This window comes from Mesorhizobium argentiipisi (SeqCode), from assembly GCF_037179585.1.
GTDB lineage: Bacteria > Pseudomonadota > Alphaproteobacteria > Rhizobiales > Rhizobiaceae > Mesorhizobium > Mesorhizobium argentiipisi.
On the sequence record NZ_JAPYKO010000001.1, the window covers coordinates 204,199 to 229,094 of the forward strand.

Below are 24,896 nucleotides of genomic sequence, written 5' to 3' on the forward strand. Positions count from 1 at the left end.
GTTACACACAATCCGGCTCGTCGAGGCCGGCGACCAAGGTCAATCACGTTCTTGCTCCGGCCTGCAGCCGGTAACGGTCGAGGGCGACCGCCACGATGATGACCAATCCTTTGATGATGTACTGCCAGATGTCGGAGACACCGGCCAAAATGAGCCCGTTGGAGAGCACGGCGATGATCAGCCCGCCGATCAGAGTGCCCCAGATCGAACCGACGCCGCCGACGAAACTGGTGCCGCCGAGAATGACGGCGGCGATTGCATCGAGCTCGTAGGACTGGCCGAGTTGCAGGCCGTTGGCGGCGTAGAGCCGCGCCGCCGACATCACGCCGCCCAGGCCCGCGAGCAGGCCCGACACGCCGTAGACGAAGAGCAGCACCAGCGGCACCTTGATGCCGGTGAGGCGCGCCGCCTCGGCATTGCCGCCCACGGCGTAGATCCAGGTGCCGAGCACGGTGCGCTTGAGCACCAGCCAGGACAGCACCACCACCGTCAGCGCGATGATGACCAGCCAGGGAATCCCGAACAATGAGCCGTTGCCGATAAAGTCGAAGGGCAGATCGGGATTGAACACTGTCGTGTCCTCGCCGAGCAGGCGGGCGACGCCGCGCACTGCGGTGAGCGAGCCTAGCGTGACGATGAAGGGCGGCAGCCTGATATAAGCGATAAGCAGCCCGTTGATGATGCCGAAGCCGAGGCCGAGCAGTATGGCGGCCGGAATGCCGAGCATTCCCCAGTCCGGCACCAGCGACACCAGCACCGCGACCATCGCCGAGGCGGCGAGGATCGAGCCGACCGAGAGGTCGATCCCGCCGGTGAGAATGACGAAGGTCATGCCGGCGGCGAGCACGATGTTGATCGACGACTGCTGTGTGACGATGAGCAAGTTCGTGCCGGTGAGGAAGCGTGGATTGATGAACTGGAAGCCGACGGCGAGCAGGAGCAGAACCGGCAGCATGCCCAGCGCGGCGAAGGCCGTGCGCAGCCGCCTGCTCCTAACCGCTGCCTGATCCGCCGCCTTGGTCGCTGCTGAGCTGTCGGTCATCGCTGGGCCGCTCCCGTCGCAAGTTCCATGATCTCTTCCTGACGCAGCGGCCTGCCTTTCGACGCCGTCACCTCGCCGGCGATAGCGCCGTCGCGCATGACCAGCACGCGGTCGGCCACCCCGATCACTTCGGGCAGTTCGCTGGAGATCATCAGGATGGCGATGCCTCTGCCGGCGAGGCTGTCGATCAGCCGGTAGATTTCCGACTTGGCGCCTACGTCGACGCCACGCGTCGGCTCGTCGAGGATGACGACCTTGGGTTCGGTCTCCAGCAAGCGGGCAAGCAGCACCTTCTGCTGGTTGCCGCCCGACAGCGACCCGGCATTGGCCTGCGCCGAACGGGTGCGGATCGACAGGTCGGCAATGGCCTTGGTGGCACGCCGCTCGGCATTGGCGAAATCACGAAAACCGCCGGCCCGCGCATCCCTGGTCAGCACGCCCATATTGATGTTGTCCGAGATCGACATGTCGAGGAACAGGCCGAGTTCCTTGCGGTCCTCGGTGAGGTACGCGATGCCGGCCTCCAGCGCTTCGCGCGGCGAAGCAATGGGAACCGGCTTGCCCTCGAGTTTCAGTTCGCCAGCACTGCGGCGGTCGGCCCCGAAGATCAGCCTCGCGAGCTCGGTGCGGCCGGAACCGACCAGCCCCGCAAGCGCCAGCACCTCGCCCTGGTAAAGATCGAACGAGCAGTCCTTCAGCAATCCGCCGTCCGACATGCCGCGCACCGACAGCGCCACCCGGCGCTGGCTGTCCGGCGGCCGGTGATCCTTCTTGTAGAAGGCCGAGAGATCGCGGCCGACCATCATCGAGACGAGGCGCGAGGCGTTGAGATCGGCGCGTTCCAGTGTGCCGACATAGCCGCTGTCGCGCAGCACGCTGACGCGGTCCGCGAGCTGGTAGACCTCCTCCATACGATGGCTGATGTAGATGATGGCGATGCCTTGCGCCTTCAGCGTCGCGATCACCTCGAAAAGGCGGTCAGTCTCACGCGAGGTCAGTGAGGTCGTCGGCTCGTCCATGACGATGATGCTGGCGCTGGTCGACAGCGCGCGGGCGATCTCGACCAGTTGGCGTTCGCCGAGGGACAGGCTGGAGACCAGGGCGCGCGCGGAAAAGGAGACGCCGAGCCGCTCGATGATTTCTTTGGCGCGACGGTTGCACTGGTCGCGATCGACCATGCCGAACCTGCGCGGCTCGTTGCCGAGGAAGATGTTCTGCGCCACCGTCAGGTTGGGCGCCAGCGACAACTCCTGGTAGATCACGGCGATGCCGTGGGCCCGGGCCTTGATCGGATCGCCGGTGGCGACCGGCGTTCCGTCGATCAGGATCTCGCCGCCGGGATCCGGCCGATAGGCACCAGACAGCACTTTCATCAGCGTCGACTTGCCGGCGCCGTTCTCGCCCATGAGCGCATGCAACTCGCCGGCATTGACGGTGAGCGATACGTCCCGCAGCGCCCGGACAGGACCGAAGGTTTTGGAGATATGGCGCATCTCCAGCACCGGCCTTTGCGGCGCGACATGGGCGGCGGCGCTCATTGCGCACCTCCTGCCGCCGCGCCGGCGATGTGGCGCCCGGCAATGAGGCCGCGCCAGTAGTTGCGGTAGCGGTCCAGACCCCTGAAGTCCGCGGCGCGCACCGGCTCCGGCGTATCGCCGGCGAATTCGCGGCCGAGACTTTCGTATGCGAGCGCCGCGGCGCCCGTGGCGCTGCCTTCAAGCGTGGCGCCCTGCATGAAGGATTGCCCCGGCCGCAGCGCGGCCAGGAGGGCGGCAAGCAGGCCATCGGCATTCAGTCCGCCATCAACGATGACCGTATCTCGCGAACGGATCAGGTCGAGCGACAGATCGATCATCAACGCCACATAAAGCAGGGCCACGGCCGCGCGCTGCTCGGCATCGGAAACAGGCCCGACGATTTCGCCTGACCGGCCCGGCATCGGTCCGCCGGGGGCAAAGCTCGGCAGGGCCATCGTGCCGGCGTCGATCGTCCGCTGTATCAAGGCCGGCGCAATCGCGCCGTGCCAATTGCCGCTGATCACAGCGAATTCGCGCCCGCCCATGAAGCGGATCGTGGGCACCGGGCCGCCATCGACGTCGACATTGACCAGCATGTCCCGTTCACGGTCGAGCGCCTCGAGCGGGCAGTCCGGATTGAGCACGATCACCCAGGTGCCTGTCGATACCACGGTGAGCGGCCCAAGCTCCTGCCGCCGATAGGCATGCAGGGCGGCGTTGCTGTCATGGACGCCATTGTGAATGGCGACCGGCCTGCCGGCCCGGCCAAGCCGCCGCTCCCCGGTGACCGCGCCGGCGCGCGCGAAGGCGGGCATGCGGCCGCGCCAGCCTTCGGCGTCGACCAGCGAGGAGAAGTCGCGCCTGCGCGGCGCCCACAGATGCGAGTGGCAGCCGAGATAGGAGACTTCCGAAACGGCGCGGCCGCCGAAGCGCCAGCTCCAATATTGCGGGTAGCCGAGGATCGCCCTCGCCGCCGAAAAGGCGTCGGGCTCCACTTCCTTCAGCCACAGCATATGGCGGCCGTAATTGAAGCCGAGCGGCAGGCGCGGCGAGAAGGTCTCCGTGAAATCGGGAATGCGGCGATCAATCCGCTCGGCGATGTCGGCCGGCGGCTCCTGTTCATAGTCGAGGATCGGATGCGTCAGCGCCGTATCGCCGACCAGCGCGAAGGTGCAGCCATGCCCCGACACCATCAGGCCCTCGATGCCATAACCGTCAACGGCTTGGTTGACGGCATCGAGCGCCCAATCATGGAGCGCCGGTTCATCGAGCACGCCGAGGCCGCCTCTGGGTATCCAGGCGGGCTTCGTGCGCTGTTCGCTGAGGATGCGGCCGTCCTGGCCGAAAACGAACAGCTTGGAATTGGTCTTGCCGAAATCGAGCACCGCCACCTTCACTGGACGGCCCCCGATGACGGAGCGATGCGCACGGCGACCCCGGCATCCTCCAGCATGCGCGCATCGGCGTCGGAAAGGCCGTCATCGGTCACCAGCGTGCCGATGCGCGACAGCGGCAGCGCGACGTTGCGGGCGTGGATCGACAGCTTGCGGCTGTCGGCCAGCACCACGATCTGGTCCGCGCACAGGCTGAGATCGACGATCGAGCGCACCAGCAGCGGATGCGATTCCAGCACCCCTTCAGGGCCAAGGCCCTGCGCGCCGAGAAAGAATTTCGAGGCATAGAACGGCACGGCGTGGGTGAGCGAATGGATTATGCCGGGCTCGCGGTGCAGATCGCCGCCGGCAATCGTCAGGCTGCAATGGCCGTGATCGCCGAGATAGGCGGCGAGCGGCATGGAATTGGTAAAAAGGCGGATGTTGCGGTCGGCAAGCTTGACGCCAAGATGAAAACACGTCGATCCGCCATGGACGATGACCGCATCGCCATCGCGCACCATGGTGGCGGCGACAGCGGCGATCTGCCGTTTGGCATCGACTGCCAGATCGCGGTTCTCGTCATACGGCCTGGCATAAGCGATGCCGGCCTGCGATGCGCCATCGAGCGCCGAAATGCCGCCATAGACTTTCCTGGCCTCACCGGCCTCGTCGATCTTGTCGATGTCGCGCCTGACTGTCGCCGCCGAAACGCCAAGCCGCTCCTGCAGCTCGCGCACCGAAGCGAACGGGCGGTCCCGCAAAAGCTCGACGATCTGACGCTGGCGGCCGGAGTCGCTCAACTCTTTCCTCCCGATAATGCCCTTTTGCACGGCATTTGGTGCAACTTACTCAACATCCGGCGAATTGCAAGACAGTTTGATCATACTAGATCACTATTGACGTAAGTCGCTCGCGTCTGCGATATCAGCGCCAACCGCTCTCCCGCGATGGGGAATTGTTCCAGACCCGCCGAGCCGTTGGAGGAAGACCGCCATGGCGACCACAATCGATGCGCAGGAAATGGCTGCCCTGCGAGCGCTTTCGGCCGCCATCGGCGCCGATCCGCATCTGACTCAGGCAGCCGGCGGCAACACATCGCTGAAAGCCGGCGACACACTATGGATTAAGGCCTCCGGCACATGGCTGAAGGACGCTCTGACCGACGACATCATGGTGCCGGTGGCGATGGGTCCGCTCCTCGAGGCAGTCGAACGACGCGATCCGACCGCGGACAAGCCGCAGGCATTTGCGATCGGCGCCCTCAACCCGCGCGGCTTGCGGCCGTCGATCGAGACCACCGTGCATGCACTGATGCCCCAGCGGGTGGTGCTGCATGTCCACTGCGTCAACACGATCTCGCTCGCCGTCCAGACCGATTGCGAGGCCGAGGCCAGGCGGCGTCTCCAGGGGATCGCGTGGGCTTATGTTCCCTATCGCCGGCCGGGCCTGCCGCTTGCGCAGGGTATTGCCGCGCGCCTCAGGCCCGGGACCGACGTGCTGATCCTCGGCAATCACGGACTGGTCGTCGCGGCGGAGACTGTGGCCGAGGCGGAGCGTCTGCTGTATCGGGTGAGATCGCTTCTGGCGCGCCCGGCGCGGGAGACGGCGAATGCTGATACCGCGGCGCTGGCGGCACTTGCCGGCGAGAGCGGCTACAGACTGCCGGCGGATGTCGAGGCGCATGCGGTTGCGCTCGATGCGGACAGCCGCCGCATGGCCGAAGCCGGCAGCCTCTATCCCGACCATGTCATCTTCCTCGGCCAGGGATCGGCAGTGGCAAGGTCCGGCGAGCAGGTCGCCGACGTCATTGCACGGCTGGGCACGAAGCCGGCCGCTATCCTGTTTGCCGGGGCCGGCGTGCTGATGCGCGGCGACGCCAGCTCCGGCGCGGACGCCATGCAGCGCTGCCTTGCCGATGTCACCGCCCGGATCGACACCAAAGCCCAGCTGAATTATCTCAACGCCGCCGAGAATGACGAGTTGGTCAACTGGGATGCCGAGCAGTATCGCCAGAAACTCAACGCTGCGGTTTAGCCGAATGCTGCCGCTTGCACTAGGCATCGACATCGGCACGTCCGGGTCGCGCGCCGTCGCGATGCGTCCGGATTTTTCCATGGTCGCGCGCGCTGCCATGCCGCTCGAGCGCTTCGGAGCGAACGGCCGCGATCCCGCCGTGTGGTGGGCTGCCGTCGAGGCGACGCTGAAGGAGCTGTTCTCGCGTATCGACCGCGCGACCGTGCGAGCGATCGCTGTCGACGGCACGTCGGGAACCTTGCTGCCGGTCGATGGCGTCGGGCGGCCGCTGGCCGAACCGCTGATGTACAACGACAAGGTTTCCGATGCAGCCATCCTCGCCGCGGTCGCCGACGTGGCGCCGGAGGCAAGCGCCGCACATGGGCCAACGTCCGGCCTAGCCAAAGCGCTCTGGTTCCAGCGCCTGCCGGGCGTCTATGCCGTGCTGCACCAGGCCGACTGGATTGCCGGACAATTCTCCGGCCGCTTCGACGTCAGCGACGAGAACAACAGCTTGAAGACCGGCTACGATGCCGAGGCGCACCGCTGGCCGGAGTGGATCGCGGCGACCGGCATGCGCATGGAGCTTCTGCCAACCGTCGTCAGGCCAGGCGCCCTGACCGGCAGGCTTACGGCCGCCGCCGCCGATCTGTTCGGGCTGCCGCGCGACGTCGCGGTGGTTGCCGGCACCACCGATGGCTGCGCCTCTTTCCTGGCGACGGGCGCGGCGACCGCCGGCGACGGCGTCACCGCGCTCGGATCGTCGCTGACCATCAAGATCCTGTCCGACCGGCCGGTTTCGGCGCCGCGCTACGGCATATACAGCCATCGGCTCGGCGATGTCTGGCTGGCAGGCGGCGCGTCGAACACCGGCGGCAAGGTGCTAACGCAGCATTTTTCGCTCGCGCGCATCGTCGAGCTCAGCGCCGCGATCGATCCCGCGACGGAGACCGGCCTCGACTATTATCCGCTCGGTTCGGCCGGCGAGCGTTTTCCTGTCGCCGAGCCAACACTCCAGCCGCGTCTGCTGCCCCGGCCCGAATCCGACGCCGACTATCTGAAGGCGATGCTGGAGGGCATCGCGGCCATCGAGGCGCTCGGCTATCAGAGGCTCGCCGAACTCGGCGCGCCGAAGCTCACCTCGGTCCGAAGTGTCGGTGGCGGCAGTGCTAATGCCGCCTGGACCGCGATCCGGCAGCGCAAGCTTGGCGTCGATTTTCCGCCACCGCTCTCCGACGAGGCAGCGGCAGGCGCGGCTCGGCTGGCATTAATGGGTGCAAAGGACGCGGGACTGCTGTGAGCGCGAAGCAAGCCATGCATCTCGACGGGATCGCAGCGCTCGCCGAGCGTTACGGCGTGTTCCTGCTCGATCAGTTCGGCGTGCTGCATGACGGGCAGCAGCCTTATCCGGCCGCGGTCGAAGCGCTGTCGGCGCTGAAGCGGGTCGGCAAGACGGTGGCGTTGATCTCGAATTCCGGCAAGCGGGCGAAGCCCAATGAACGGCGGCTACTGAAGCTTGGTTTCGAAGCGGGAAGCTGGGACCATTTCGTCTCATCCGGCGAAGTGGCCTGGCACATTTTCAACGACATGGTTGTCTCGGGGGCTCTGCCAGCGGGAACGAAATGCCTGCTGATCAGCCGCGATGGCGATCGTTCCGCGATCGAGGGGCTGCCCCTTGTTCTGACCGAGCGCGGCGATGACGCCGAACTGGTGCTGATCGCGGCCAGCGAAAGCGACCGCTACGGCCTCGACCATTACCGAAGGCTTCTTGGCCCGGCGGCGGAACGGAAGGCGCCGTGCTTCTGCACCAACCCGGATCGGATCATGCTGACCGCGGTCGGACCACGCTTCGGCGCCGGCGAAATCGCCGACCTTTACGAACAGCTCGGCGGCAGCGTCACCCGTATCGGCAAGCCCTATCCGGCGATCTACGAAGCTGCGCTGGCGCTTACGGGACATCCGGCACTCAGCGACGTGATCTGTGTCGGCGACAGTGTCGAGCACGATATAGCTGGAGGACGTGCCGCCGGCGTGGCGACCGCGCTGGTCAAGTCGGGTATATTGGCCGACAGCGGCGACCTGACCGGGCTTTTCCAAGAGCTTGGCGCGTGGCCCGACTACACTCTGGACGCATTTCGCTGGCGTTGACGGGGAATTGCAGCCTCGATTTCGGTCAAAGTCAGGCGGCGATTCGCGGTCTTCCTGCGCGAGCGTTTGCCAGATGGCGAACCTCCGGCTGATGGTAGCGGTGGCAAGCTTTGCGGCTCCGTCGCAAATTTCAGTCCCGGCACAGAAACTGGCACAAAGAGCTTCACGCCGCGGCGATGATTTCAAACTGTTCAGCAACAGACGGATTCGGATTGTAGGCCTATCTCGCCCGTCGTTTGCGCATCATAGGACCATCTCGACCCGGCCAGGGCTGCAGTCGCGCTTGCGAACGACTTGAAGCCGAGCATCGGCCGCACCCGGCGAATGCGTCTCCAACTGTCGCGGATCGAGCCCGCGCGAGCGTAATATTATCGATGCCGGTCTATCGGTCACGTTCTCGAGCACGTGCGATCCAACCCAGACTCGCCCGGAACAAGTTGATAGCGTTTCCTCACAGCCACATCCTCTTTGAGCAACACGGAATGAGAAGGCGCCGAAAAGCGGCTGAGACTGCCACGTCCCGACTTTCTCGCCAGCGCCTGGCCGGATTGATCTGTTTCGACAATTTTCGCTTGCAAGATGGCACTGGGCGAAGCGACCCCCGAACTTGTTATGTACTTCTGAGCCGAATCAACGACATACTGAGCCAGGGCCTATCGCAACGTAGTTTGCTGGCTACATGGCCCCTCGCGCTCCGACGATCGTCGACATCCCCAAGCCCCCGCCCGCTCGGCGATCGTCGTTCCTCTCAATGCGCACTCATCCTCACGCAACCGTCGCGAGCGAGGTAGAGGTCACTGCGATCCCGCTGAAACACGGCGCCACCGGCTGAGATCATAGATCCCGTGAAACTGATTTTTGCCTTGAAGCTCTGGGGCGACTGGGGTTCGGGATCCTTACAACCTCAATGGAAGCAGTCGCGTAAGCAGGCGCTTCTCTTTGCCGTCCAGCTCCTCCCCCTCTGCAAAAAACGACAAACGCAACTCCCTGCTCCTCCGAACGAGCTATTCGGAGTGGGGTTTGATGCCGACCGTGTCGCCGTCGCCATGTACTGCGTCGCGGTCCCAATCGTTGGTTTTGCCAGGCGCTTTGGCGACCGCTTCCCGTTCTGCTTGACCTAGTGTCTTTGCGCGGCTGGTGCTCCTGCCTTTCCGTGTATTTAGATTTCTCGCCGCGGAGCATGCAGACCTCCTTAAATGGGCCCCAAATTTCTTAACCGACAGGCCGACGAACAGTTCCAGATTGAACCCACCACAGCGCCTTGCGTTGCAAGCTCAGAGGAAGCCACGCAGGAGATAAGCGATGCCTCGGATCGCGACCTTCAACGTCAATGGTGTCAACGGCCGCCTGCCGGTGCTCCTGAAATGGCTTGCTGAGACCAGCTATGACGTGGTGTGCCTTCAGGAGCTGAAAACGTCCGAAGACAAATTTCCGGTCGAGGCCATCCGAGCCGCCGGCTATGGCGCTGTCTGGCACGGCCAGAAATCCTACAATGGGGTAGCTATACTGGCGCGTGGGAGGGATCCGGTCGAGCGCCGCCGCGGCTTGCCGGGCGATCCCGATGATACGCACAGCCGCTATCTGGAGGCCGAGATCGATAACCTCGTCGTCGGCTGCATCTATTTACCCAATGGCAATCCCGCACCAGGCCCAAAGTTCGATTACAAGCTCCGCTGGTTCGAACGTCTCGTCACCTACAGCAAATCGCTGCTAGGCGAGCGCACCGTCCTTTGTGGTGACTACAATGTCGTGCCCACGGAGATCGACGCCGTAGTACCTGCGCGTTGGTTGGGGGATGCCGTTTTCTTCCCGGAAAGCAGGAACGCCTATGCCCGCATGGTGAGCTTGGGCTGGGTGGACGCGATGCGTCGGATCCATCCAGGCAAGGGCATCTACACTTATTGGACTTTCTCCTATCGCGGAGGCTACGACCGAAGCTCCGGCCTGCGCATGGATCATCTGCTTGTAAGCCCATCACTTGCGAAGACGATTCAAGCTGCAGGTGTCGATATCGAGACCCGCGGGTGGGAAAAGCCGAGCGACCACGCGCCCGCCTGGATTGACGTGGCGGATAAGCTGGTCGGCTGATCCATTCCTGCGGCCTCGGCCGGGCCTTTGCGCCTTTCGTTAGATGGTGGCCGCTGCCGGATAGATCACTGACCCGTCGTTTCGAAGAACCGCGCCAGCCGTTGGTACGGCCTTCTCGACCCGACCATTGCCCATGAGGTGGAAGACCTCGTTGCCACGCGCGAGAAGATAATCAGCGATAATGCGGCGGTGGCACCGCCACCAGACTGCTTCCGAGCACATTATCGCGCAGCGGCGCGGCCGAAGTGCGAGCAGGCGATCGAGTCCGCTTCGAAATTCCGCCGAGAGAGCATAATCCGCGTAGTTGTGGAAGCTTTGGTTTCTCCAAGCGGCGTTCGTTTCGGGCGGAACCTCGTCCACTTTGCCGCGGCGCCCGCCGAGGGGCGCCACAAATTCATAGGCGATTTGCGCCTCCGCGAGTGACGTAGCCAAGCGTTCGCTATCGAACTGCGGGCAGGCGCGGGACCCGGGCAGACGCCTCACGTCGACGACGATGCCGATCCTCCCCTGCCGAAGGATATCGATGAATTCCTCAATTTTGCGGTTCGAATGCCCAACGGTGAAGAAGGGTATACGCGAGCGGTTGGTCGACTGCTTAGAATGCATCCTACATGACGTGGCGGCCGCTTCATTGTTCCAAGCACCCCGGGTCAGACCAAATCTCGAGATGAGAGCTGAACTGGCCGGATCCGGAGCATCTCCGGTCGCCGTGATCCGTCATGGCTGCGCCACAGGAAGCTAGAGGTTGCTCGAAAGTCGGCTCGCGTAACTTCCTCGTGACCTGGAACGCGGGCCGGAACAATCGAAGACACCTCCAGTTTGGCTAGCCCAATCAGCTTGAGGCAAACCACGTCCAATCGAATGGAGCACCCCATGAGACTCCCTCGCTGCACGACGACCGCGGCCGCCGTTCTTATATTCGGGACTTTCCCTGCTCTCGCCCAAACAAACGGGACCCCTCCGCCCACCCCGACGACCGAACAGCCCGGAGCCGGGCAGTTGCCGGATGCGCACGGGCAAGCGGGCGGGCCAACGCGTGAGATGATCCGCCAGATGGTTGACCAAGCCATCCGGGAGAGGATGCAACAGGATCGAAGCTCCGAGATGGCCAACAATCGCCTGGAAGAGGATGACAACGCTCGGGACGATGCGGATCGTCATGGCGACCGTTGGCGTAAAGACCGTGACGGCGGTCCGGCTGGTGAGCACAGGATGGCTGGACACCATGGCCCGCGTATGATGCGCGGAGCTGGAATGCGACTGATGTTTGCGCTTTTGGACACGAATGGCGACGGATCATTGTCCGAGAACGAGGTTCAGGACGCTGTCGGGCGGATTTTCTCTTCAATCGACCAGAATGGCGACGGTAAGATCGACATGGATGAGATCCAGTCCTTCTTGCACGGCTCTGGCCGTGAAGACATGCAGTGATAGATCTCCCCAAGCCGGCTCTTCGCAAGGCAGGCGTGCCAATCTCGTCATGCTCGAATGGAGATGCCTAGGGGCCACCCGACAAGCATCACGCCCCACGGCGGATCGAGAATACCCTATGCGGCGCATTCATCCATAAACCTAAGCGGTGCCGACTGCGCTCGTATCGACTTCAGAAATTGCCGATGCTGTGAATGCTCTCGATCTCGGCACCAACCGTCGACTGGCGGCGACAGAGCTGCCAGCACCAGCCCGCTGCCGGCGCCGATCTCGGCCTTGCTGACCACCACGCAGTAGCTTGGGGCGTTCTCGCCGTTGGTCCGGGAGTCGCGGCGGTACGCAGGCCCTGGAGAGCGCGATTCGAACCTGGTTGCAACAGACCTGACGGCTGTTGGCCGGTCGAAGGCAATAGGGGTGCCATTGGGCGTAGTGAGTCCCCTATCCTGTCCGCGGACAGACCGCGCAAGCTTTCAGCAGAGGCAAGCACCCATATGTTCGATCTGGCAACACAGGCCGTCAACGAATTTTTTGGAGTAAGATGTGCCATTGTCAGAGGATATAAGCCAATCCCAACTTCCGCCTATCGGATCAGGACCAGCCGAAATGATCGCAACCGGATGGCCACCAGATCATCGACACGCCTCTCTGCGGTAACATTCGGACCGCCCCGTTTCGAGCCGCCGGCGCCCATGACCGAGATGGCTGTTCATTCCCGGAACTGCCTGAGGCCGTCTTGGGAAAGGCCGCCTTGGTCGTGCCAATACGAAAGGAATGGTTATCGCGGTCGACGGCAATAGGGCATATCACACGATAGGAAAGGCGCTTTGGAATAGGGAAGCGCTCCACATACTACGGCAAATCCACCAGTTAGCTCTCGAACCCGAAGCTCGGGGCGACGAATATTAGGGATCGTGCCATGGAGAGGCCTCCCCATTCGTGCGGGGGAGCGCGCCGCATTTGGGTCCAGCCTGGCTACGGTCTTTCGATAGCCCAAAAATTTATTGAAAATTAACTTAGATTAGAGACTACTTATAAACAGACCATAAACTGACCAAGTTGTTCTGGGTGGGGGCAGCAGAAGAATTTTCTCAAGGCTCCAAGCTGGGCGATCCAGCCTGAAGCCTTTAACGGGTTGGGAATCAAACTTTCACGTTCCAAAGATTGAGGGAGGCTTTGGTTGGCCGCCGCAAGGCGAGCCGTGTTGTGGAAAGGGCGGTGCTAGTATGAGTTCTACAGTAGGATTGCAAAACTACACTTCGACAAATCAGTTAGGGATCCCCTTGAGGGGGACGGAGAATGTCCATGAGCAAGCAGGCAGGCAATGCCTCCTTATCCTGGACGGAAGGGCCCTTGATCGCGAATGTCTCGGATCGGCCCTTGAGGATCACGAACTCGGCATGGCGGTCGTCGCGATGGGGTCGATCGAAGAATGGCGGGTGAAGAAGGCATCGGCCCCTCCTCTCGCCGCCATACTCTTCAACATTGGCGGCCGGAAGGTCACCGATCATGACATCGCGGACGAGATCAGGCATATTTCGTCCGAATTCAAGTCAGTCCCTGTTGTTATCCTGGCCGACACCGAGGACCTTGCACAGATACTGGCGGCTCTCGAATGCGGCGCACGCGGCTATATTCCGACCTCGGTCGCGATCGACGTTTGCGTCGAGGCGATCAACCTTGCCGCGGCAGGAGGCATCTTCGTCCCGGCGAGCAGTGTCCTGTCCATGCGACACCTGATTGATTCAGGCAACTGCGACACGCGGCCTCTGACGGGCATGTTCACGCTCAGGCAGGCTGAGGTCGCCCAGGCGCTCCGGCGTGGCAAGGCGAATAAGATCATCGCCTACGAACTGAACCTGCGCGAAAGCACCGTGAAGGTCCATATTCGAAACATCATGAAGAAGCTGAAAGCGACCAACCGCACAGAAGTTGCCTACAAGGTCAACGACCTCTTCGCGGACGGAGCTGTGGCTGAGGAGTGATCGCAAGCGGCAAGACGGCCCCTGGTGAATCCAGCGGGCCGTTTTTGTTTTCTGTGGATCATTTGTGGGAGCTGCCCGAGATCCGCGGCGATAATCTTGGTCTAACCGTACCCGAAAAGCTGTTGCATCGCGCGAAGCTAGGCTCGTGCGCGCCCGCTATCCCCCAAAGTGCTAACCGATGACTCTTATGGAGAACGCGAAATCCTGAGCCGAACATGTAGACTTCCTGCCGGAATGGAGTGGTCGGCATGTCTGTGCAAAGCCTTCGTTTTCGCGAATCCGTCCGCCTGCAGGAACGCGGCCGCGAGCTAATCCCGGGCGGCAGCCACACATACGCAAAAGGCGAGGACCAGTATCCTGTCCTGGCGCCGGGCTTCATCGAGCGTGGTTTGGGATGCCATGTTTGGGACGTCGACGGGAACGAGTACATCGAATACGGCATGGGCAACCGTTCGGTCGGGCTGGGGCATGCCTACCCGACCGTGCTCAGAGCGGTGGAGGCGGCCCTCCACGGCGGCTCCAATTTCACGCGGCCCGCCAGCATCGAGGTCGGCTGCGCAGAGACGTTCCTGGAACTCATCGGCGCTGAGATGGTGAAGTTCTGCAAGGACGGATCGGACGCGACTTCGGGAGCCGTACGCCTTGCCCGCGCCTACACGGGCCGCGATCTCGTTGCCTGCTGCGCCGACCACCCTTTCTTTTCGACGGACGATTGGTTCATCGGGACAACGCCGATGAATGCCGGAATTCCGGAGGCGACCCGAAACCTGACCGTCACTTTCCGATACAACGACATCGCCTCCGTAAGGGACCTGTTCGACAGATACCCCGGCAAGCTGGCCGCTCTGATCCTCGAGCCTTCCCGCGGCGACGATCCGAAGGACGGTTTCCTGCATCAAGTCCAGGGTCTCTGCCGGGAAAAGGGCGCGCTGCTCATCTTCGACGAGATGATCACAGGGTTCAGGTGGCATGCGGCCGGGGCGCAGAGGCTCTATGGCATCGAACCGGACCTGTCGGCATTCGGCAAGGCGCTTGGGAACGGATTTTCGGTCTCCGCCCTCGCGGGCAAACGCGAATACATGCGGCTCGGCGGCCTTGAGCATACGGACCGCCCAAGGGTGTTTCTGCTGTCCACCACGCACGGCGCGGAGACCCATGCGCTTGCGGCGGCGATCGAGACCATGCGGACTTACCAGAGCGAGCCGGTTGTCGAACACCTGTATCGTCAGGGAACGAAATTAAGGGAAGGGATCGAAGAGGCCGCCAAACGGCGTGGCGTGGATGGTCACTTCAAGGTCGTCGGCCGTGCCTGCTGCCTGGCCTATGCCACGCTCAACCCCAACGGCAAACCGTCGCAGGCATATCGCTCCCTGTTCCTGCAGGAGACGATCAGGCGTGGGGTGCTCCTGCCGTCTCTCGTCGTCAGCTTCACCCACGACGACGCGGCCCTCATGAAGACCATAGAGGCCGTCGACGATGCATTAGCGGTGTATGCGCAGGCCCTGGAGTCAGGGACGAGCCGTTTCCTGGTAGGCCGTCCCTCCCAGGTCGTCTTCCGCCGCTTCAACAATGGCGACGAACGAGCTGAAACAGTTACGGACCCGGAGAATTCTCAAACCGCGAACAATACGACCAAGATGCAACCGGAAACACGGCTCGCGGCGACATCTTGACGCCGTGAACGCTGCCTTCTCGCTCGTCTGAGGATCAGGATCTCACCTCTGTCGCCGTCCCATAATGTAAGGCGCACTGACACACGTGGCACGGCCAGCCGGGCTAGGAGGGCGCGGGCTAGCTGGTCCCCTCGGACCCGCCTGTCAATCCGCCGCAACGGGAACAGACCGCGGGAAGGTGTGTCTGCCCACCCACATGACGGCTTCCTCGATCGTGTCGAAATTCTTGTGCTGCCCCGTTAGCAGGCCGAAGCCGGTCTCAAGGAACCATTTGCCTTTCGTGGAGTAGGCCTCCTCGTCGATCTGGGTAAGGACGGCAACCAGATGGTTGGATTTCCACACCAGAAACCCGGATTCTCCGCCCTCGACCGTTCCGATCCGAACCTTGCTGAGCGAAAATCCAGGAGCAAGTTTCCTCACCTTGATCACATTCCCCTGAGAGCGTATCGCAAAAAGGCTCTGGCTTGCACAGCTGCGTCCGCGCCGGCTTTCTTAAATCTGTTCGCCGAATGCGACTGGCGCGTTTACTAGCAGATCTCAAGTGAGTTCAAAGCCCTTTCACTTATGATCCACTGCTCTTTTTCTTACAAAATTCTGGCCTTCCGGAGCGTGAAAGCCTCCGCGAAATGCTCGGCTGCGCGGCATTCCATTCCGCGCAATCTCGCAAGCCCAACGAATGTCTCGCGATCGAACCAATCCTTGGAACGCTGTGTCCCGAAGTGCTCGTGGAGGAGTTCGATCTTGCGTTCCAACACGTCGGCCGTGAGCGGCACGTAGGCATTTGGCTGGCCAAGGTCGCCATCCCATTTTGGGATCTCATATTCGAGTACAAGATGATCGCGGAAGACGTTCCAGGTCAGTTGGTTGACCTCCCTATGGTCCTGATGGGCGTCAAACCTTGCGTGGGTTAACACCACGTCGGGATGAACCCGTGATCTCACATCTAGCAGCCACTGCTTTATCGATCGGCTATGAGCGGGGAAGTAGCTGTCTTCGAAATCCGCAATGTCGACCCTGGACGAGCGCGATCCTTCGAGGAAAGCCGCGGCCGAAGCCCTGGCTTCCGCCGACCGTTGGCCGCCCGCGCTCAGCACGCACCAGTGCACGTCCAGTTTCATTCCCGACGCGATCAGGCCGAGTATCGTGCCTCCCGCGCCGATCTCTATGTCGTCCGAATGGGCGCCAAGGCAGAGGATCGATAGTTCCTCCCCGCGACGAGCGAGGCCAAGCCCCTTCATGATGCGGCCAACACCCTGTTGCGCCTGTTCTTCTCGGCGGTGATCTTCCTGTTCCAGGGCATGTCGCCCTTTTCGACCATGTCTTCGAGCGATTGCCAATCACGCAGCGTATCCATCGAACGCCAGAATCCCTCGTGCTTGTATGCCATGAGCATGTTGTCGTCGATCAGCCGCCTGAAGGGCTCGAGAACGAGTTCCTCGCCGTCGCGCATGTAGTCGAAGATATCGGTACGGAATACGAAGTAGCCGCCATTGATCCATATCTCGGCAGTGTCCGTCGTGCGGAACTCGCGCACGCGCCCGTCTTCCGCGATGTCGGCCAAATGGTATGTCAGTGGCGCGCGCACGGCGAGGAAACACCCGATCTTGCCGCTTGCCTCGAACTTCGCAATCACGTCGTCGAGGTCGACATTGGTCAGGCCGTCGGAGTAGTTGGCCAGGAACATCTTCTCGTTCCTGACATGATCCCTGGCGGCCCAAAGGCGCTCTCCGATGTTGCGCCAGATGCCGGTGTCGAGCAGGGTAATGCTCCAGTCCTTGACTGTGTCACCGAGCAGTTGCACGTCCTGGCCACCCCGAGAGACCACGCAGTCGGAAAAGGTCTGCGGCCGAGTGTTCAGGAAGAAATCCTTGATGACGTTGGCCTTGTAGCCCAGGCACAGGACGAAGTCGTCATGCCCGTAATCGCTGTACCATTGCATTACGTGGCGCAGGATCGGCTGGTGGCCGAGCGGAATCATCGGCTTCGGAATGCTGTCGGAATAGTCGCGTATCCGGGTTCCACGCCCGCCGCAGAAAAGGACTACTTTCATCTCGGCAACTCCGATGGATCAATCACCATTACGAAAGGAATCGGCACCACGAACTTCGCGCCCCAGGCGGCAACGTGGTGCAACTGCTTGATGATCTCGTCCTTCAAGTTCCACGGAAGGATCAAGATGTAATCCGGCTTGGCCTGTTCGATCGCCTGGATAGGTTTGATCGGGATGTGCATGCCCGGTGTGAAACGGCCGTGCTTGTAGGGATTGCGGTCGACCGTGAAGTCCAGGAAGTCAGTGCCGATGCCGCAGTAGTTGAGCAGCGTGTTGCCCTTGCCGGGCGCGCCGTAGCCGCAGATCTTCTTGCCTTCGCTTTTGGCCGAGATCAGAAACGCCAGGAGATCGCGTTTCGCGCGCTGCGCCTTGTAGCCGAAGGAGGTGTAGGTCGTCATTTCCGTCAACCCGTGCCGCTTTTCGCGGTCGAGGAGTTCGGCGACACGGTCATCGGTGAGCCAGTTGCTGTCCTCGTTGGCGAGATAGACGCGGAGCGACCCGCCATGGGTGGGCAGTTCCTCTACGTCGATCAGCCGCAACTCGTGGCGGGCCGCCATCAGGTCGATCGTCAGCAGTGAGAAATATGAAAAATGCTCGTGGTAAATGGTGTCGAATTGGTTTTCGGCCATCAGCCGCTCGATGTGCGGGAACTCGAGGGTGATCACGCCCTCCGGTTTGAGCAAGATTTTCATTCCCGCGACGAAGTCGTTGAGGTCGGGCACCTGCGCCAGGACATTGTTGCCAATAATGAGATCGGCGAGCAGTCCCTCGGCCACCATCTGAAGCGCCAGCCGCACCCCGAAGAAGTCGACCCGGGTGGGCACGCCCTTCTCGACGGCCACGCGCGCGACATTGGCCGCCGGCTCGACACCGAGGACTGGAATGCCGAGCGGCAGGAAGTGCTGCAGCAGGTAACCGTCATTGCTTGCGAGTTCCACCGCAAAACTGTCCGCGCAAAGTCCAAGTCGCTTCGTAATCGCTTCGCAATAGGCTTTCGCGTGGGCCACCCAGCTTGTCGAGAAGGAAGAAAAGTAGGCGTATTCGCCGAAGATGGTCTCGGGGCTCACATACTCCTTGAGCTGGGCCAAATAGCAGCTCTCGCAGACCAGGACGTTGAGCGGGTAGTAGAGTTCCATCTGGTCAAGTTGGTCGGCCCGCGGGAAGCTCTCGCAAGGGGGCGACATGCCAAGGTCGACGAGAGTGTGGCGCAGGCGCGATCCGCAGAGCCTGCAACCGACATTCCGGCGTGCCGTCTTAGGGTCGCAAACAATTTCGGCAGCCTGAATGTTCATTCGGTACTCCTGTCGCGATGGCTCAAAAAAACGGCCGAGGCGGCCTGAAGGTGAACCCGCCGCGCGTCCGTGGAGAGTGCTGCTGTTTCAATGCAGGTTAGGACTGGGCGCCACCGGGTTCGATTTCCCAATCCGTTGTCAGCCTTAATTCTTATAGAGAAACGGCAGGCGTCGATGACGCCGCCGGACCACCGAATGGGTAATGCGGTCGGCCGGGCATAACGCGATCGGAGAGGCCACCTAAGGCTTAGGTAGACCTTTCAGTCCGGACACCCGGTGCCGACAATCGAACCGCCGGGCCTTGCCCGGTCACCGAGGTTTTAGGGGCAACATGCGGTTTACCGAAACGGAGCTGAAGGGTGTCTGGTTGATCGAACCGACACCCGTGATTGACAGCCGCGGTTCGTTCACCCGTCTCTTCTGCGAGAGAGAGATGGCCGATTGCGGGCTGGCGACGCGCTTTGTCCAGCACAGCCGGGCGCGTTCGATCAGCAGGGGGACCCTCCGAGGGCTGCATTATCAGGAGGAGCCATACACCGAGGTGAAGCTCGTCTCCTGTGTCAGAGGCGCGATTTTCGATGTGGTCGTGGACTTGCGTCCGAACTCGCCGACACGGTTCGATTGGCTGGGCTTCGAACTGACGGCTGAAACCATGAAACAGGTTTACATCCCCGCCGGCTTCGCCCACGGGCTCCAAACCCTGACGAACGACGTCGAGGTCTCCTACCTCATATCGCAGTTCTATACGCCCCACGCATCAACGGGCGTCCGCTACAACGACCCAGCCTTTTCGATAAACTGGCCCTTCATGCCGACCGCGATATCGGAAAGGGACTTGAACTGGCCCCTGTTGAGGACGCCGAAGAAGTGCTAGCGCAGTTGTGATGCCGGACAGAAGCGGTTCCACACTGCTCCAGGTGGTGGTGAGGATTTGCGGTTTGGGATTCCAAGGCTGGGGCAAATCAGATTCAAGAGAGCTTCGGTCTTGGCCGAGAGCTACGATCCGGATCGGTTGAACGACGCGCAATGGGCTCGGTTGATGCCCGATGGCTGTATGGGCAAGGGCGGTCCTCGCACCAACAACCGGCTGTTGATAGATGGGCGGCCTGGCACCAAACCGCAGGTCGGCAATCCTGTCAGCCTCCTTGCCCGTCCGGCCATCGGGCAAGGTTCTTTTGGTGCCCGCTTGATCGAAGGGTTCGCGTGCCGCTTCGTAACCGCCGATCGGGCCTACGATGCCGAACACTTTCACGACACCATTTTGGACGCTGGTGCCGAGCCGGTCATCCCGCCACGGCCCAACCGCCGCAAGCCGCACGCCTACGACAAAGATCTCTACAAGGAACGCAATCTGGTCGAACGCTTCCTCAACAACTCAAGCAGTTTCGACGTATCGCACCCCGCCACGACAAGCTGTTGTTGACTTGATGGGCTTGGTCACACTCGGCGCGATCCATATCCTGCTGACGCAAAAGGTAATTCCTCACCACCACCAGCTAGCGAACCGCCTCAGACGCGGCCTCGGCCAACAGCCCATGGTCCGACAGCAATCTTGCCGCGGCCGCCAGTTCCATGAACGGCAGCCCCGAGCGCTCCGCCATCGAGAGAAGCGAATGCCGGCCGTCGGCGAGATTGAGCACCCAAAGCAAGGACATCGAGGTTGCCCCCGAAGACTTCTGCCCTCCCAGGGCCGCGTAGAGACCGCGTCTGCCGAGCTGCGGTTCGCCTTTGGGAGAAAGGTTCAACGGCGTCCAGTCCTCTTCTACAATGTCGATGACCTCCGTCAGGATGCGGAAGGAGTCCTCCAGGTGCTCCGGCCCGATGAAATCGAGATTATCGGCCGACGTGTGGTATTCGGGGAAAGTGCCGTGGACGCCGCGCTGGAACATGCCGACCGGAAGATTGAAGCCCGGCGAACAATACTGCCTCTCATCGTAGCCGTAAGGGGAGAAATCCATCAGCCTAGCCCCGGCTTCGCGCCCGAGCACGTGCGCCATCGCGCGGTCGATGAAGGCATCACCGCAGCGGCTGCGCTTATATGTCGGGCTTGCAGCGTCGCCCACGCAAGACAGCACCAGACCGTGGTCGATGAGATGTACCCGGTCCTCGTTGCGGGACAGCCACGTGATCGAGCCAATCGTGGCGGGGGCAAACAAGAAGCGGTAGCTGTAGCGTGTTTGCCTTGTCCTCAGGCTTCTCGCAAGCGTTGCCAGCAGGGCTAAGCCCGAGCAATTGTCGTTGGCCAGCGAAGGATGGCAGATGTGCGCCGAGAGAAGGAATTCCCGATCCGTCCATCCGCGGTGCAGGTATTCGCCATAAGTCAGGCTGCCGTCCTCGAGGTCGGCATCGATCTCCACCCGGTAGAAACCGTCGGGCATCCGGGCCAGCCGGTCGTGAGCCATGCAGAAGCCCCAAGCCGGAGCGTAATAGGAGGTGCGGTAGGGGATCACCTGCGGCTGTTCGGGCAGCGTATGGATGTGCGCTCTCAATTGATCGAGCGGCAGGATCCCCTTGAAGCGCACGCTGTAGTTGACGACATGCAGGTTGGAGCTTGCAAAATCGACGACCGTCTGCCCGTCCGGTCCCGTGATGCTAGCCGAGCGGATGTTCCATTCCCTCGGAACAGTCCAGTCGAGCACCTGCGTCCCCGTGGGCACCTCGTGCCGCTCCAAATCGACATGCCGTGACAGGATATCCAGAGTCTGTCGCACGCCGTCTCCGGTGATACTCCTGCAGATTGGGAACAGCTGTTCGGCCAAGGCGTAAATTCGCTGGCCGACGCCAATGGAGGCCGGCGGTGGGCAGGTCCCGTCGGGGTTCACGTGCTCCATGCCGGCTATCCTGCCGCCGCCTCCAGTGTTCTCGAGGCTTCCGGGACCCGCATGCGCGCATCCAGTAGTCCGTTGGCTAGAAGATGCCTGATATGGCCTATGCGCTGGAAGCGCGGCCCCTCGAATTCCTCGAGAGTGACATTCGACTTTCGGTAGGCCTGGTAAAGCTGCTCTGCCCCCTTGCGTGCATCCCATTGCGGCTTGAAGGCAGGAAGCGTGCGCGCAATCTTGTCGAAGCTGACGCGGTAGGACCGCTTGTCGGGTCCGGCGTCGGCCGCGAATTCGAGCCGGCAGCCCGGCACGACGTCGGCGACGATTTCGGCTATGTCGCGGATCCTGTAGTTGTGCTGCGTGCATCCGACATTGAAGGCTTCGTTGTGGACTGTCTCGCGTGGTGCTTCCAGTCCGGCGATGAATGCCGTGGAAATATCTTCGATGTGGACGATCGGCCGCCAGGGTGTCCCGTCGGACTTCAGGAGGATCACCCCTTTCGTCACTGCCCAGGCAACGAGATTGTTCAGCACGATGTCGAAGCGGAGCCGAGGCGACAGGCCGTAGGCCGTGGCGGGCCGGAAATAGGTGGGAGAGAAGCTGCCGTCGGCCAGTTCGGAGATATCCCACTCCGAAAGCACCTTGGACCAGCCATAGGGCGTGACTGGGTTCAGATCGCCCGTTTCGTCAACCATCGCCTCTCCCGCCTGTCCGTAATTGCTGCACGATGACGCGAATAGGAATCGCGTCACGCCGGCCTCCTTGGCGGCCTTTGCAAAGCGGGCGCTGCCCTTGTGGTTGATCTCGTAGGTGATGTCCGGATCGAGATCGGACAGCGGGTCGTTGGAAAGAGCCGCAAGGTGGATGACCGCATCGAACCCTTCGAGGTCGCGCGCATGCACGTCCCTGACATCTTTTTGGATGGCGGGAACGGGGGCCTGCTCGCCGCCCAAAGCAAAAGTGCAACGCCGGTATAGATCACTGTCGTAACCCGTCACCGAATGCCCCGCGCGGAGCAGCATCGGCACCATCACCGAGCCGATGTAGCCTTGATGGCCGGTTACCATGACTTTCATAGCGCATCTCTTCGCAAGCTGGATATCGATTGCGCAGAGCCTACTGAGGCGGAAAGGGCCGGGCGAGAACGCCAATAGGCGGTCGGAATGCCCTGTTGGACGAAGCCTGGCCGCCGATTAGTTCTTTTGGATGGTGCGCGCCTTCTCCTTTGGGGTGTTTCCTCAGGGGCCCCTGCGCGGCTGTCCTACAGTCCGAAGGCAAACAGTGCCCGGCCGGCTGCGATCGCTATGACCTGCCGACCGTCCACGACAAACGAGATCGGAGCTGCTCTTGTTTCTCCGCCTACCGGCATGTGCCAAAGCTCTTGTCCGGTGGCGGAGTCGAGCGCGAACAACACCCCTCCGGAGGCGCCGAAGACCAGTCCGCCGGCAGTCGCGAGCAGACCGCCGTAACCTGAGTCCTTTGCCGTGGGGGATCGGAATTCCCACCTCCTCTTGCCGGTCGCGGCATCGAGCGCACGCACGGCCCGCACGGGCGGAGTGACCCACGCTGCCCCGCTTGCAACAAACAATCCCCCCACCCCTCGTTGGACGTTGTCCGGATCGGTTTTCGTGAAAATCGATGCCCCTTCGCTGGTCGGCACGAAGACCAGCCTTTGACCTTGGTCGAAGGCCGGATTTTGCCAGTTCGTTCCACCGCCGCCTGGCCATATGAGGCGTCCCTCCGTCGAAGCCCCCGCGGATAAGATCGGCCGCCCCGCGTGATCCAGGCCATCGGCCCAGTTCTGCTCGACAAAGTTTACGCCGGTCAGGAATTCGCCCGTGACCCTGTCGAGCACATAATAAAATCCATTCCTGTTCGCCCAGCAGATCACCTTGCGGGTGGCGCCGTTGATCGGGAGTTCGGCAAGGATAGGCGACTGGTTTGAATCCCAGTCCCGCTCATCATGTGGCGAGAACTGGAAGTGCCATACGAGCTTCCCGGTACTCGCGCGCAACGCGATCACGCTGTTAGTGTACAAATTGTCGCCAGGGCGTACGTCGCCATTATAGTCAGGACTAGGATTGCCCACGCCCCAGTATAAGAGATCAAGGGAAGGGTCGTAGCTGCCCGTCACCCATGTCGGGCCGCCGCCGGTTCGCCAGGCGTCGTTCTTCCACGTCTCGTGCCCCGGCTCGCCAGGACCAGGAATGGTATTGAATTTCCACAGTTGCTTGCCGCTAGCGGAATCATAGGCCGCCAGAAATCCGCGAATGCCGAACTCGCCGCCGGCAACGCCGACCACGACGGCATTGTTCGCGACCAGAGGTGCCCCGGTCATTGAGAAGCCTTCGGAGGGCTTGGCTACTTCGGTTTCCCAGAGCTCCTTGCCGCGGTTGGCGTCCACAGCGACCAGGACGCCATCCAAGGTGCCCAGAAAGAGCACGTTGCCGAGAACGGCAAGTCCTCTGTTTACTCGGCCACAGCACATGGGCAGGTTATCGGGTAAGGGCCGTTCATACTTCCAGATCACCTTGCCCGATTTTGTGTCGTAGGCAACGATGCTGGCGGGAGGAACGCTGGTGAAGAGGGTTCCGCCGACGACGAGCGGTGTTGCCTCCATAAGCCGGTCGTCGGTGTCGAACTGGCTAATCCAGCGGGCACGAAGTCGGGACACATTTCCCTTGGTGATTTCGGAAAGCGGTGAATAGCGCCGACCGTCCAAAGAACCCGAATAGGTCAACCATTGGCCCGAATTCGGAGCAAGCAGATCGTCGCCCTTCACGCTGATATCAAGGTGAAACGCGGTGTCGTCGCTCGTGGCCGAAGTTTTGGCCTGAAGCGATCTGATGTAAGCTACAACCCTCCAACGGTCGTCGAACGACAGATCAGCGTGGGACGCCATGGACGTGGCGGGAATACCGTCGCGCACGACCTTGTAAATGGCCAGGTCGCTGTCGCCGTGTCTCAGTGGCCGATCGAGAAGGGGAGCATGTGCCCCCGATCCATCGTGGCAGGCCGCGCAGTTCCTTTGAAATATTTCGGCGCCGCCTGCCCGATCCTCCGGGCTGACAAAAGGATTGCTGACTGCGGCATCTAGGGAGCGCCCTTCCGTCACCGTTGTCGTCAAAACGAACCCACTCGAAGGGTTCGTCATCTGAAGAAGCTCCTGCCAGGACAGGTCCGGAACTCCCCCTAATCCCTTGCGCGTATAGAGTTGTAATCTCCAGGTCAATGAGTGCCAGATTTTCGTACTCTTCGGCCCATCCGTCGGCTGAGGCAGTTTGTTGTAAAATACAGCGCCAACTATCACGGCGACAAAAACAGAGACCGCCACAGCATAGATAAAGCGCGACTTAGACCTCCTTCGATTGACTAAACGTGCCATCTCTTTAATCGGCGATTTTGCCCGCTTGTCGTGTATTTCTTATGAGATTTATTCTCACGAATGCGAAGAAGTCACAT

General features: G+C 61.8%; 22 protein-coding genes and 1 pseudogene. 10 read left to right on the top strand and 13 right to left on the bottom strand.

Annotated elements, in window-relative coordinates; all coding sequences use genetic code 11:
- Positions 1–43: 43 nt before the first annotated feature.
- From O7A05_RS00880 to O7A05_RS00895, 4 genes are read right to left on the bottom strand one after another with little or no spacing between them, the layout of a single operon-like run.
- Complete coding sequence (locus O7A05_RS00880) at positions 44–1,042, bottom strand: ABC transporter permease subunit (RefSeq protein WP_337091068.1); 999 nt, start codon at positions 1,040–1,042, stop codon at positions 44–46.
- The gene (locus O7A05_RS00885) at positions 1,039–2,580 is read right to left on the bottom strand and encodes a sugar ABC transporter ATP-binding protein (protein WP_337091069.1); all 1,542 of its coding nucleotides are present in this window, start codon (positions 2,578–2,580) and stop codon (positions 1,039–1,041) included. Before O7A05_RS00885 ends, O7A05_RS00880 begins: the two co-directional genes overlap by 4 nt.
- The gene (locus tag O7A05_RS00890; protein ID WP_337091070.1) at positions 2,577–3,956 is read right to left on the bottom strand and encodes an FGGY-family carbohydrate kinase; all 1,380 of its coding nucleotides are present in this window, start codon (positions 3,954–3,956) and stop codon (positions 2,577–2,579) included. The genes O7A05_RS00885 and O7A05_RS00890 overlap by 4 nt, the downstream gene beginning before the upstream one ends.
- Complete coding sequence (locus tag O7A05_RS00895; RefSeq protein ID WP_337091071.1) at positions 3,953–4,735, bottom strand: DeoR/GlpR family DNA-binding transcription regulator; 783 nt, start codon at positions 4,733–4,735, stop codon at positions 3,953–3,955. Before O7A05_RS00895 ends, O7A05_RS00890 begins: the two co-directional genes overlap by 4 nt.
- Before the next feature lie 193 nt (positions 4,736–4,928).
- Between O7A05_RS00895 and O7A05_RS00900 the strand changes: the two genes are divergently transcribed.
- From O7A05_RS00900 to O7A05_RS00910, 3 genes are read left to right on the top strand one after another with little or no spacing between them, the layout of a single operon-like run.
- Positions 4,929–5,969 (top strand): class II aldolase/adducin family protein, encoded by a 1,041-nt coding sequence (locus tag O7A05_RS00900; RefSeq protein ID WP_337091072.1) that lies wholly within the window; start codon positions 4,929–4,931, stop codon positions 5,967–5,969.
- Positions 5,970–5,973: 4 nt separating this feature from the next.
- Positions 5,974–7,248 (top strand): FGGY-family carbohydrate kinase, encoded by a 1,275-nt coding sequence (locus O7A05_RS00905; RefSeq protein WP_337091073.1) that lies wholly within the window; start codon positions 5,974–5,976, stop codon positions 7,246–7,248.
- Positions 7,245–8,096: a TIGR01459 family HAD-type hydrolase gene (locus O7A05_RS00910; RefSeq protein ID WP_337091074.1), complete on the top strand. Its 852-nt coding sequence runs from the start codon at positions 7,245–7,247 to the stop codon at positions 8,094–8,096. Before O7A05_RS00905 ends, O7A05_RS00910 begins: the two co-directional genes overlap by 4 nt.
- A 220-nt stretch (positions 8,097–8,316) precedes the next feature.
- Here O7A05_RS00910 and O7A05_RS00915 read toward each other — a convergent pair.
- Positions 8,317–8,443: pseudogene (locus O7A05_RS00915) on the bottom strand (IS6 family transposase); the annotation flags it as partial.
- 498 nt (positions 8,444–8,941) lie between these two features.
- Between O7A05_RS00915 and O7A05_RS00920 the strand changes: the two are divergent.
- Together O7A05_RS00920 and xth are read left to right on the top strand one after the other, a co-directional pair.
- Entirely contained in the window at positions 8,942–9,217 is a 276-nt protein-coding gene (locus O7A05_RS00920) for a hypothetical protein (protein ID WP_337091075.1), read from the top strand.
- 181 nt (positions 9,218–9,398) lie between these two features.
- On the top strand, positions 9,399–10,184 hold the full coding sequence (gene xth, locus O7A05_RS00925; protein WP_337091076.1) for an exodeoxyribonuclease III: 786 nt from the start codon (positions 9,399–9,401) through the stop codon (positions 10,182–10,184).
- A gap of 39 nt (positions 10,185–10,223) precedes the next feature.
- Here the strand turns inward: xth and O7A05_RS00930 are convergent, their stop codons facing one another.
- Positions 10,224–10,790 (bottom strand): DUF488 domain-containing protein, encoded by a 567-nt coding sequence (locus O7A05_RS00930; RefSeq protein ID WP_337091077.1) that lies wholly within the window; start codon positions 10,788–10,790, stop codon positions 10,224–10,226.
- 393 nt (positions 10,791–11,183) lie between these two features.
- On the opposite strand from O7A05_RS00930, the gene O7A05_RS00935 reads away from it, so the two are divergent.
- From O7A05_RS00935 to O7A05_RS00945, 3 genes are all read left to right on the top strand, one after another.
- Positions 11,184–11,615 carry an EF-hand domain-containing protein gene (locus O7A05_RS00935; RefSeq protein WP_337091078.1) on the top strand — a complete coding sequence of 144 codons (432 nt, stop codon included), beginning with the start codon at positions 11,184–11,186 and terminating at the stop codon, positions 11,613–11,615.
- 1,223 nt (positions 11,616–12,838) lie between these two features.
- Complete coding sequence (locus O7A05_RS00940; RefSeq protein ID WP_415926934.1) at positions 12,839–13,597, top strand: LuxR C-terminal-related transcriptional regulator; 759 nt, start codon at positions 12,839–12,841, stop codon at positions 13,595–13,597.
- A gap of 248 nt (positions 13,598–13,845) precedes the next feature.
- Entirely contained in the window at positions 13,846–15,270 is a 1,425-nt protein-coding gene (locus O7A05_RS00945) for a glutamate-1-semialdehyde 2,1-aminomutase (RefSeq protein ID WP_337091079.1), read from the top strand.
- Positions 15,271–15,414: 144 nt separating this feature from the next.
- Here the strand turns inward: O7A05_RS00945 and O7A05_RS00950 are convergent, their stop codons facing one another.
- The 4 genes from O7A05_RS00950 to O7A05_RS00965 all read right to left on the bottom strand — a co-directional run bounded on the left by O7A05_RS00950 (position 15,415) and on the right by O7A05_RS00965 (position 18,612).
- Entirely contained in the window at positions 15,415–15,699 is a 285-nt protein-coding gene (locus O7A05_RS00950; RefSeq protein WP_337091081.1) for a hypothetical protein, read from the bottom strand.
- Between the two features lie 155 nt (positions 15,700–15,854).
- Positions 15,855–16,508 (bottom strand): PIG-L deacetylase family protein, encoded by a 654-nt coding sequence (locus O7A05_RS00955; protein ID WP_337091083.1) that lies wholly within the window; start codon positions 16,506–16,508, stop codon positions 15,855–15,857.
- Entirely contained in the window at positions 16,505–17,320 is an 816-nt protein-coding gene (locus tag O7A05_RS00960; RefSeq protein ID WP_337091084.1) for a sugar phosphate nucleotidyltransferase, read from the bottom strand. Before O7A05_RS00960 ends, O7A05_RS00955 begins: the two co-directional genes overlap by 4 nt.
- Positions 17,317–18,612, bottom strand: coding sequence for a class I SAM-dependent methyltransferase (locus O7A05_RS00965; protein ID WP_337091085.1), 1,296 nt, complete (start codon positions 18,610–18,612; stop codon positions 17,317–17,319). Before O7A05_RS00965 ends, O7A05_RS00960 begins: the two co-directional genes overlap by 4 nt.
- 331 nt (positions 18,613–18,943) lie before the next feature.
- Here O7A05_RS00965 and rfbC point away from each other — a divergent pair, with 331 nt between their 5' ends.
- Positions 18,944–19,486 carry a dTDP-4-dehydrorhamnose 3,5-epimerase gene (gene rfbC / locus O7A05_RS00970; RefSeq protein ID WP_337091086.1) on the top strand — a complete coding sequence of 181 codons (543 nt, stop codon included), beginning with the start codon at positions 18,944–18,946 and terminating at the stop codon, positions 19,484–19,486.
- Positions 19,487–19,597: 111 nt separating this feature from the next.
- The gene (locus O7A05_RS34315; protein WP_415926935.1) at positions 19,598–20,035 is read left to right on the top strand and encodes a hypothetical protein; all 438 of its coding nucleotides are present in this window, start codon (positions 19,598–19,600) and stop codon (positions 20,033–20,035) included.
- A gap of 73 nt (positions 20,036–20,108) precedes the next feature.
- Here O7A05_RS34315 and O7A05_RS00980 read toward each other — a convergent pair whose 3' ends face one another.
- The 3 genes from O7A05_RS00980 to O7A05_RS00990 all read right to left on the bottom strand — a co-directional run bounded on the left by O7A05_RS00980 (position 20,109) and on the right by O7A05_RS00990 (position 24,819).
- Positions 20,109–21,443 carry a DUF4910 domain-containing protein gene (locus O7A05_RS00980; RefSeq protein WP_337091087.1) on the bottom strand — a complete coding sequence of 445 codons (1,335 nt, stop codon included), beginning with the start codon at positions 21,441–21,443 and terminating at the stop codon, positions 20,109–20,111.
- Between the two features lie 5 nt (positions 21,444–21,448).
- Positions 21,449–22,510 (bottom strand): NAD-dependent epimerase/dehydratase family protein, encoded by a 1,062-nt coding sequence (locus O7A05_RS00985; RefSeq protein ID WP_337091088.1) that lies wholly within the window; start codon positions 22,508–22,510, stop codon positions 21,449–21,451.
- Positions 22,511–22,695: 185 nt separating this feature from the next.
- Entirely contained in the window at positions 22,696–24,819 is a 2,124-nt protein-coding gene (locus O7A05_RS00990) for an outer membrane protein assembly factor BamB family protein (RefSeq protein ID WP_337091089.1), read from the bottom strand.
- Between the last annotated feature and the right edge of the window lie 77 nt (positions 24,820–24,896).